At 48.8% G+C, this 10,173-nt stretch carries 8 protein-coding genes; 6 read left to right on the plus strand and 2 right to left on the minus strand.

The features are described from left to right. Positions 1-180 precede the first annotated feature (180 nt). From CLOSYM_RS03230 to CLOSYM_RS03255, 6 genes are all read left to right on the plus strand, one after another. Complete coding sequence (locus tag CLOSYM_RS03230; protein WP_021640934.1) at positions 181-1,635, plus strand: DEAD/DEAH box helicase; 1,455 nt, start codon at positions 181-183, stop codon at positions 1,633-1,635. Then, positions 1,632-3,137 carry a TRM11 family SAM-dependent methyltransferase gene (locus tag CLOSYM_RS03235; protein WP_021640935.1) on the plus strand — a complete coding sequence of 502 codons (1,506 nt, stop codon included), beginning with the start codon at positions 1,632-1,634 and terminating at the stop codon, positions 3,135-3,137. The genes CLOSYM_RS03230 and CLOSYM_RS03235 overlap by 4 nt, the downstream gene beginning before the upstream one ends. A 3-nt stretch (positions 3,138-3,140) precedes the next feature. Further along, entirely contained in the window at positions 3,141-4,187 is a 1,047-nt protein-coding gene (gene rsmH / locus CLOSYM_RS03240) for a 16S rRNA (cytosine(1402)-N(4))-methyltransferase RsmH (RefSeq protein WP_021640936.1), read from the plus strand. A 72-nt stretch (positions 4,188-4,259) separates the two neighbouring features. Beyond that, positions 4,260-4,895 (plus strand): endonuclease III domain-containing protein, encoded by a 636-nt coding sequence (locus tag CLOSYM_RS03245; protein WP_003509121.1) that lies wholly within the window; start codon positions 4,260-4,262, stop codon positions 4,893-4,895. Further along, the gene (locus CLOSYM_RS03250; protein WP_021640937.1) at positions 4,885-6,843 is read left to right on the plus strand and encodes a GGDEF domain-containing phosphodiesterase; all 1,959 of its coding nucleotides are present in this window, start codon (positions 4,885-4,887) and stop codon (positions 6,841-6,843) included. Before CLOSYM_RS03245 ends, CLOSYM_RS03250 begins: the two co-directional genes overlap by 11 nt. 102 nt (positions 6,844-6,945) lie before the next feature. After that, positions 6,946-8,280, plus strand: coding sequence for a sensor histidine kinase (locus CLOSYM_RS03255; RefSeq protein WP_044902099.1), 1,335 nt, complete (start codon positions 6,946-6,948; stop codon positions 8,278-8,280). Positions 8,281-8,437: 157 nt separating this feature from the next. On the opposite strand, the gene CLOSYM_RS03260 is transcribed toward CLOSYM_RS03255, so the two are convergent. Together CLOSYM_RS03260 and CLOSYM_RS03265 are read right to left on the minus strand one after the other, a co-directional pair. Then, positions 8,438-9,157 carry a CAP domain-containing protein gene (locus CLOSYM_RS03260; protein WP_021640939.1) on the minus strand — a complete coding sequence of 240 codons (720 nt, stop codon included), beginning with the start codon at positions 9,155-9,157 and terminating at the stop codon, positions 8,438-8,440. A gap of 167 nt (positions 9,158-9,324) precedes the next feature. Beyond that, positions 9,325-10,011, minus strand: a complete 687-nt coding sequence (locus CLOSYM_RS03265; protein ID WP_003509113.1) for a response regulator transcription factor — start codon at positions 10,009-10,011, stop codon at positions 9,325-9,327. Positions 10,012-10,173 lie beyond the last annotated feature (162 nt).

A 10,173-nucleotide genomic window follows, 5' to 3' on the forward strand; every position in this document is an offset into this window, starting at 1 on the left:
ATGGGGAGTGGAATTTACTTTTTCATTTCAGTATAATCAGCACTTTCTTATGTAATCCTTGCTATCTTTCGCATAAAATGATAAAATGACGGTAATTAATCCTTGCCCTGCGCTTTCTTACGATACAGATCGTGAGCCAGTGCCGCCCGGCAGGGTGTTTTTGTTGATTGGCGGTGAATAATGATAAATGAAAACCAGGACAGCTTCGGCGCCTATGGGCTGTCGGACGATATATTGGGATCACTGAGGCTGCTCGGCTACGAAAGGCCCACTGAGATCCAGCAGCAGGTAATTCCGGCTATGCTGGAGGGAAAGAACGTGGTCGGGAGAGCGCCTACCGGGAGCGGTAAGACGGCGGCGTTTGCGATTCCCATCTGCGATAAGATAATATGGGAGGAAAACCTTCCGCAGGCGCTGATTCTGGAGCCAACAAGAGAGCTGACGGTACAGGTTCAGGAAGAAGTCTTTCATATCGGAAGGAAAAAACGCCTGAAGGTTCCTGCCGTGTTCGGCGGTTTTCCCATCGATAAACAGATACGGAGCCTGAAACAGAAATCTCATATTGTCACAGGCACACCGGGCCGTGTTATGGATCATATACGCAGGGGGAGCCTCATTCTTGACAAAGTCACCTGTCTCGTAATTGATGAGGCGGATCTGATGCTTGACATGGGTTTTATCGACGAGGTTAAGCAGATTCTTGACCTCCTCTCTCCTGAGTGCAGGATTGCCCTGTTTTCAGCGACTCTGAAACCGGAAATCCGTGAGTTCGCCGGTTCCCATATCCATGATATGGTGATGATTTTTACGGAACAGCCGGAGGCGGCGGAGAATGCCATCACGGAGGAGCTTTTTGAGACGGATAATGAAAATAAATTTAAGGTTTTTCTGAATGTACTGTACAGGGAAAATCCACAGTGCTGTATTATTTTCTGCGGAACGAGGGAGATGGTAAACGTGCTGTTCCAAAAACTGCGCAGACACAGGATATTCTGCGGAATGATCCACGGAGAGCTGGAACAGAAAGAACGCTTGAAGACCATTGATGCGTTCCGGCGGGGGGCTGTCCGGTATCTGATAGCTACGGATGTGGCGGCCAGAGGAATTGATCTGGAGAATATCACTCATGTCATCAATTACGATTTTCCCACCGGAAGAGAGACGTATGTCCACCGCATCGGACGGACCGGAAGAAACGGCAGGACCGGCAAAGCAGTCAGTCTGGTAACGGCTGAGGACAGGCGTATGCTTCAGATGACGGAGGAATATACCGGACGCTCTCTGCCTGTATTGGTTTGCCCTGAGAGCAGCGGGGAAGAAGAAAAAAACTTTTGGAAGTCACAGCGGCTGAAAACAGAGGCAAAGCCGTCCAAAAGGGCGGCTCTGAATCAGGATATCACCCGCCTGTCCATTGGAGGCGGAAGGAAATCAAAAATGCGTCCCGGTGACATTGTGGGAACCTTATGCAGTATCGATGGGATAGAAGTCTCGGATATAGGAATTATTGATGTCAGGGAAAGCCTGACCTATGTAGAAATATTAAACGGTAAAGGAAGCCATGTCCTGGAAAGCCTGCAGGACAAGCCGATCAAAGGAAAAATCAGAAAAGTGAGAACCACCAGGGGAGGAATATGATAAAGGAGTATTGGAATCAGATTGCACAGAACAGGGATGTGAGGCAGAATTTAAGCCTTCTGAGGCAGGAAGTAAAAGACAAAGGGAAGCTGAAAGTCCTGTCTTCACTTGTGAAAGGACAGGAGGAACAATTAGCCGGGCTGCTTTGGTCGGAAGATGCAAAGACACGGAAAAATGCTGCGCTTTTGATGGGGGATCTTGGAAATCAGGAGTTTTTGGAGCCGGTTTACGCGGCATACCGCAGAGAGGAGCAGCGTTTTGTCAAAAGCGCCTACCTGTCCGCCATCGGCAGTTTTAATTACAGCGCTTATCTGGAAGAACTGAAGGAGCAGCTCTGTTTGCTTGGAAAGATGGAGGAGACGCGGGAGAACAGAAAGCACCTGATGGAAGAAATGAGGGAATTATCTGCCCTCGTGGTCCGGGCGGAAGGTATTAAGAACCATGAATTTACCGGCTTTGACCGGCCTTATGATATTGTCCTCCTGACCAACCGCAATTTTGCAGGCCTGACGCAGGAGGAACTGACGGCCCTTAATCCGGATGCCAAATCGAAGGTGTTTGGCGCGGGAGTCAGAGCCAGGGTGACGAATTTAAGATGGATGGATAAAATACGGACCTGGCAGGAGCTTTTATTTGTAGTCAGGGATATGGGAACATGCCCGATGGAACCGTTTAAGGCGGCAGAGGTGATTACCGGCTCCGGCCTCCTTTCCCTCCTTAACGAAAGCCACGGCGGGGGTGAACCATGGTATTTCAGAATCGAGCTGAAGAGCAGGAAAACACTGGAGGAGCGAAGCTCTTTTATACGGAAACTGTCCGGCCAGATTGAAAAGCTGTCCGGCAGGAAGCTGATTAATACGGCCACGGATTATGAAGTGGAGCTGCGCCTGATAGAGAATAAAGAGGGCAATTGTAATCTGCTGCTGAAACTCTATACTTTGAAAGACAACCGCTTTTCATACAGAAAGGAAGTCACGCCCACCGGTATCCGTCCGACGGCGGCCGCATTGACGGCGGCGCTCGCCAGGGAATACATGAAAGAAGGGGCGCAGGTGCTGGATCCCTTCTGCGGCGCCGGAACCATGCTGATTGAACGCCATAAAGCAGTCAGGGCCTACACCTCCTACGGTGTGGATATCCAGGAGGATGCGGTGCGAAAGGCCAGAAAGAATACGGAAGCTGCCGGTATGGCGGCCCATTATATCAACCGTGATTTCTTCCAGTTCCGCCACGACTATCTGTTTGACGAGGTTATCACGGACATGCCGTTTCAGATGGGACACGTTACGGAAGAAGAGATATACGGGCTGTACCTGCGTTTCTTCGGCTGTATTGCCGGTTTCCTTAAGGAAGACGGCATCATAATCCTTTATTCGAGAAACAGAGGGTTTGTAAGGCCGCTGGCGGCCCGGAACGGTTTCTCTGTTCTGAAAGAATATGAGATCTCGAAAAAAGAAGGTACGTACGTTTTTGTTCTTAACAGGATTTTTTACAGGAGGTAACCGATGGAGCATCAGGAACAGCATAAACGCCGTGTCCGTTATAAGGGGACTCATCCGCGTAAATATAATGAGAAATATAAAGAGCTGCAGCCAGATAAATATCCCGAGACGGTTGAGAGGGTGATTAAAAAGGGCAGCACGCCCGTCGGCATGCACATTTCGATCTGCGTAAAGGAAATATTGGAATTTCTTCAGATACAGCCGGGGCAGAAGGGGCTGGACGCTACGCTGGGCTATGGCGGACACACTCAGGCAATGCTTGAATGCCTGCAGGGAAAAGGCCATATTTATGGCCTCGATGTGGATGCCGTAGAGCAGGAAAAGACAAGAAAGCGACTGGAAGCCCTGGGCTACGGTCCGGAGCTTCTCACCGTCAGGAAACTGAACTTTGCGAATATTGATCAGGTGGCGGCGGAGGCGGGAACCTTTGATTTTGTGCTGGCGGATCTGGGGGTTTCATCGATGCAGATTGATAACCCGGACAGAGGCTTTTCTTACAAGAATGAGGGGCCGCTGGATCTCCGTCTGGATTCTGAAAAAGGAATTTCAGCGGCGGAGCGCCTTAAAGATATTTCCAGGGAAGAACTGGAGGGGATGCTGGCGGAGAACTCGGATGAACCTTATGCGGCTGAGATTTCCCGCGCAGTAATATCGGCGAGACGCAAAGGTACCGCCATTGATACGACGTCGAAGCTGCGCAGGCTGATAGAAGAGGCACTCTCTTTCCTGCCGGAAGGCGAGAGAAAGGAAGCGGTCAAAAAATCATGCCAGAGGACATTTCAGGCCCTCCGAATCGATGTGAACAGTGAGTTTGAGGTGCTGGAAGAATTTCTGGAAAAACTGCCGGATATACTGTCGCCGGGAGGAAGGGCGGCGATCCTGACGTTTCATTCCGGTGAGGACCGCCTCGTCAAGAAATCGTTTAAGCGGTTAAAAAAACAAGGGGTTTACAGTGAAATTGCAGATGAGGTAATCCGTCCGACAGCAGAAGAGTGCAATATGAACAGCCGCGCCCGTTCGACTAAAATGAGGTGGGCTGTTAAGGCTTAAATAAATGAGGTTTCGCTGCAGCTACAGGATAAAGCATGTTTATGATTGGGGGAACGGGGGAGAGATACAGAAATGACGAAAAAGGAACTGGCTCTTGAAATAATAAAACGATTAAAAGAGGAATATCCTGATGCGGGCTGTACGCTCGATTATAACCAGGCATGGAAGCTTCTGGTTAGTGTCCGGCTGGCGGCCCAGTGTACCGACGCCAGAGTGAATGTTGTGGTTCAGGATTTATATGATAAATTTCCCGACGTGAAGGCGCTGGCGGAAGCGGACGTGGATAAAATTGAGGAGATTGTCAGGCCCTGCGGCCTCGGGCGCAGTAAGGCCAGAGACATAAATGCCTGTATGAAGATTTTGTGGGAGCAGTACGGCGGGAAAGTGCCGGAGGACTTTGACGCCCTGTTGAAGCTGCCGGGAGTCGGCCGTAAAAGCGCAAATCTCATCATGGGAGACGTTTTTGGAAAACCGGCCATTGTGACCGATACCCATTGTATCCGTCTGGTAAACCGGATGGGGCTGGTGGATAACATCAAAGATCCTAAAAAAGTGGAGATGGAATTATGGAAGATTATTCCTCCCGAAGAGGGGAGTGATTTTTGCCACAGGCTTGTTTATCACGGAAGAGATGTCTGTACGGCGAGAACAAAGCCTCATTGTGAGGAATGCTGTTTGAAGGATATTTGCGCCGGAAATGGCAGGTGACAGGATGACCTGGAATATTGCACCGGAAGTGGTTTCCCTCATTTTTCTGCTCATTATATGGACGTATTCGAGAAAGGGAAGCCATCTCCCTTCATTTAAGAACAGAACCTTCCGGTTGTGCCTGGTGATTACGTTCATCGCAATCGGCAGCAATATATTGTCCACGTTCATGATTTATTATCTGCGTTCCGGCCTGCGGTGGATGACCTGGATTGTGACGACAGTATACTTTCTATTTACGCCCCTGATGGGACTGATCTATTTTACATATGCGGCAGCTGTTCTCTTTGAGGGAAGCTCTTCACTGAGACGGGGGCTCGTTTTTTGGATGATTCCGGGTGTGGCCTACTCGCTGGTGGTACTGGCCAATCCGCTGACGGGAATGCTGTTTACGCTCAGTGCGGACGGATATGAAAGGGGAGGCTGTCTTTATCTCACCTATCTGGTCTTTTATTTTTACTGTCTGGCCAGTCTGAGCATGACGGTAATACACCGGAAACAGATTGAGCGGACGGTATACAGAATTCTGGCAGCTTTCCCGCTTCTTGCAGTATTTGTTATTTTAATCCAGCAGATTTATCCGGACATTATTCTGACAGGGTCGGCGGCTACCTGTGTTATGCTGATAATTTATCTCCATTTGCAGAACCGCCAGATCTCGCGGGATTATCTGACAAATGTGCCAAACCGTCAGGAGCTTCTGGATATGATGGGGCTGCTGATTAAAAAGCATCCGGAAAAACAGTTTACACTGGCCGTGGTATCGCTTCGGCAGTTCCGGCAGATTAACAATGTCTGCGGCCAGCACAAAGGAGATGAATTTCTAAGGAAAATCTGCGGATATCTCTGTGAAATCGGTCCCAGGGACGGTGTGTACCGCTTCAGCGGGGATGAGTTTGCCCTTCTCTTCACTTCGGAAAGTGACGGGGATATCAAGGAGTGCCTTGCTGCGATACGGGAACGGATGAAGCAGCCCTGGGAAGTAGAAGAGTACCGGTTTACACTGTCGGTCGCGGTGGGAGTCATACGCCGGACACGAAGCGGCGATACGCTGGAAACGGCAATCAACTCCATCGAATATGCCGTTTTCCAGGCGAAGACAGGCAGACATGGTTTTATCTGCTATTGCGATGAGGTCATGCTCGCTGAACTGGAGCGAAGGAACAGCGTGATACAGATATTGAAAGATGAATTGAAAAACCCCTCCTTTGAAATGTATTATCAGCCGATCTATTCGGCAGAGGATGGAGCCTTTCATTATGCGGAGTCCCTGATGCGTCTCAATCACACGCCAATCGGCCCGGTCTATCCGTCCGAGTTTATTCCCGTTGCCGAAGAAACCGGCCTTATCATTGAAATCACCTATATTATTCTGGATAAGGTTTGTAAATATATTAACAGGCTGACGGAACTAGGAATTGAGGTGGGAGCAATCCATGTCAACTTCTCGGCGGTGCAGTTTTCAGAACCGGATTTGGCGCAGAAGGTACTGGATATTATAATACGGAACGGAACCCCGTTCACAAAGATAAAGATTGAATTTACGGAGAGTACTCTGGCTGAAAATCCCAGACTGGTCACGGAATTTGCATATGAGATGAACCAATATGGAATCATGATTGGACTGGATGATTTTGGCACCGGTTATTCCAATATTTCAACGGTCTTTCACATTCCCTTCGGAACAGTCAAGCTAGATAAAAGCCTGGTATATGCTGCAATGGAAAAGAAAACAGCATTTTATGCCGTCAGGAACCTGATAAGTGCTTTTAAGAACCTGGGCATGCGCGTAATCGCCGAGGGAGTCGAGACAGAGGAGCAGAAACGGCTGGTTTTGGACTGTCAAGTTGATCAGATTCAGGGATTCTATTATTCCAGACCTATGTCAGAGGATGACATGGAGGCGTTTATGCTGGCACAGAGGGACAGCCCCTGCACGGGCTCCTGATGATGATAATGAATTATTGCGGTAAACAGAACCGTCGTGCGTTCGAAAAAGAAAACAGTGTATGTGGCAGCGAAAAGATACATACCGGGAAGGAGGCATTCCGTGGACACGGATCTTATCTGTATTGCAGTCAGGGTTGCCGTCACCTGTATGGTCTTTGCCTATATTGTATACGCCCCTCTCAGGTGCCGTTATAAGCACAATGTCCCTGTTACTTGCTTGCTCGTCTTGCTGCTGATTGCAATCACAGTGGCGGTGACGATTCTGTTCCTGTCGTCCGGACGTAATTATTACAAATACAGTACCTTTGGAATTTTGCTGTGGATTTTTCTGGCAGTGCTGATTTTCTATCTGAGCGTCAGGTGCAGCCGCCTGGAAATCCTGTTTCTTGTGCTTGTAGTACTGAATCTCTACGTGAATATCATGGTTGTGGGAAAGGTAATGGGGCATGTACTGCACCTTCCCTTTTCCTGCGAGCTGTCAAAGCTGCTTTATGCGGTGCTGGTGCTTATCGGTTATATCCCCCTGCTCGGCAGCCTGTTCTTAGACCTTTATAAAAAAGTGATTGAGCTGAATGTGGCATCCTCATTCTGGCGGTTTATCTGGGTGATTCCTGCCCTCACTTATCTGGTTTTCTATGTAAAATTCATCAGCGATTACTGGAAAAAGCCGGTACATATGGGAACGGGGGATATCCTGTTCACGATTCTCTGGTCTTTTACGACCTACGCGCTGTTCTGGGTAACACTGCAGATGATTATCCAGACGCATGAGGGCATCTCTGCCATGGAGGATACAAAACGCATTACGATGCAGTTAGAGATGCAGAAAGAGCGGTATGAAAAACTGCTGGAAAATATTGAGAGCACCAGACGGCTCCGCCATGACTGGAGGCACCACCTGATGTCCCTGAACGGGTTTTCCGAGAACGGAGATATGGAGCAGCTTCAAAGCTATCTCAAAAAGCTGATACCGGAATATGAGGCGTGCCGGGATTTTTCTCTCTGTAAAAATCATGTGGCTGATGTGATACTTCAACATTATGCCGGTATGGCGCAGAACCACGGAATCGAGACGGAAATCACGGTGGATCTGCCGGAGGAATGCGGTATAGCTGATACGGATTTATGCATTATTTTCGGTAATCTGGTGGAGAATGCAGCCGAGGCCTGTATTGCTCAGAGTGAAGGCAGAAAATATATTAAAGTGAACGCATGCAGGAAAGGCCGGCAGTTGATTTTAACGATAAAGAATACATATGGAAATCAGATTAACCGGCAGAAGGGGAGATTTTCCTCAACTAAACACGAAGGAGCCGGAATCGGCCTGGAGTCGGTTAATAAAGTGGTGGAGAAATATCAGGGGGTCATGAAAGTAGAATATGACAAGACATATTTTACTGTCTGCGTGATGCTCAATGCTCAGACTGAACCGTGAGAATACGCACAGTCAGCCTTTTGCAGCCGGACAGGAAACAGTTAAGGGACTATCGCCGTGGCGGGCGGTAGTCCCTTATTGATGACGGTGACCTGTGCGCGGAGCGTGCAGGTTATCGTTTATACAGAACCGCTTTTCACCGGCCGGTGAAAAGGATTTAGTTTGTAAATAACTGTGTCCAGTAATCTACACCGGAGGCGCTCTTATAATGGCCTACTCCGATTTTAGTAAAATTACCGTTTAAGATATTGGCGCGGTGGCCGGAGCTGTTCATCCAGCCCTGCATTACACTTGATGCGGAAGTCTGGCCGTAGGCAATATTTTCTCCGGAACTTCTGTAATTCACGCCGGCTTCACTGAGCGCGGTGGAAAAACTGCTGCCGTTCGGTCTTGTGTGGGAGAAATTAGTCTCGATCTCACGCGCTCTTCTCTGGGCCGCGCTTGTGACGGAACGGTCGGCTGTCAGAGGTGATAGGCCTGCCTTTGCCCGCTCTTCATTGACCAGATTTACTACCTGAGCCGCCGCATCGTCCTGGTTGATTTGTCCGTCCCCGGTGATACCTCCGTCGATGATACCGCCATCGATGATACCGCCGTCAGTGCCTCCCTGGCCGCCGAAATCCGGGATAGGAAACAGATTATCCGGCAGCATGCTGCCCGGTATCTGGCTGCCCGGAAACATGTTATCCGGAAGCTGGATTCCGGGGAAACCGTTTTCACAGTTGAAGGAATTTAAGTTTCCGCTGATTACGATAGCCTGTCCGTTTCCTCCCGGAAGCGTATATGTATTGACGGCAGCCTGGGCTGTCATCGGGGCTGCGGCTCCTGCTGCAGTCATGGCTGCTGCGGTCAAGGCATAAATTAATGATTTTCTCATGGTAATTTCCTCCTTAATATTACATAAATATTACAATATTGTTACTAAATGATTATATCATACTATTTATGGTAATTATCAAGGGAATAAATGGGAATCCGGTACAGCTATTGATGCAATACTGTAATAGGGCGTATTTGAAAATTCATTCCTGCCATCTGCCTGTCCTAAGGAATAAAACGGTAGCCCAGTCCTCTGACTGTGACAATATGCTCCGGTTTCTGCCTGTCCTCTTCGATCTTGCCCCGCAGGCGGTTGATATAGACCATGATGGCATTGTCATCGACTGCGACGCTGGTGCCCCAGACATGCTCATAAATCATGTCTTTGGTAAATACCTGCCCCGGATGCTTCATGAACAGCAGCATCAGGCTGTTTTCTTTGGAAGAGAGGGAAATTTCCTCTTCTCCTTTGTAAAAGCGCATCGTGGAGGTATTATAAGTGAACGGTCCGCAGTCCAGGACATCGGAGTGGTCCAGAACCATATTCTTGTTGCGCCGGATCAAAGCCTTTACCTTAGCACCCAGAACAAGGGGCCGGAAGGGCTTGGTAATATAGTCGTCGGCCCCCAGTGACAGACCGTACAGGGAATCATAATCCTCGTTCCTGCCGCTGATAATCATAACGGGAGTCTGGATGCCCTGGCTGCGGAGTTTCTTAATTACGTCGAAGCCCTCCATATCGCCCAGGGTGATGTCCATCAGGATCATGTCGTAAGAATGGTTCTTTAAAAGGTTCAGAGCGGCAAGCCCGCTGTCTGCAACCGTGGTTTCCAGCTCATTGCTGTGCATAACCTTTTCCAGCAGTCTGCAAATCGATGGATCGTCGTCTACGATCAAAACTTTATCCGCCATAGTATCCCCCAACCAATGTTTTTACTTTAAACTGTGCCCGAAATGTTCAATACGATAATAAAAATAAGATGTACTTATTGCTGGAATTATTATAATATTAAGAAGAGTACAAGTCAATATCAGGTGAAAATAGAGATTTAACTGAGGTTGGAGGACGCGTCC

It is taken from the genome of [Clostridium] symbiosum ATCC 14940, from assembly GCF_000466485.1.
Taxonomy (GTDB): domain Bacteria; phylum Bacillota; class Clostridia; order Lachnospirales; family Lachnospiraceae; genus Otoolea; species Otoolea symbiosa.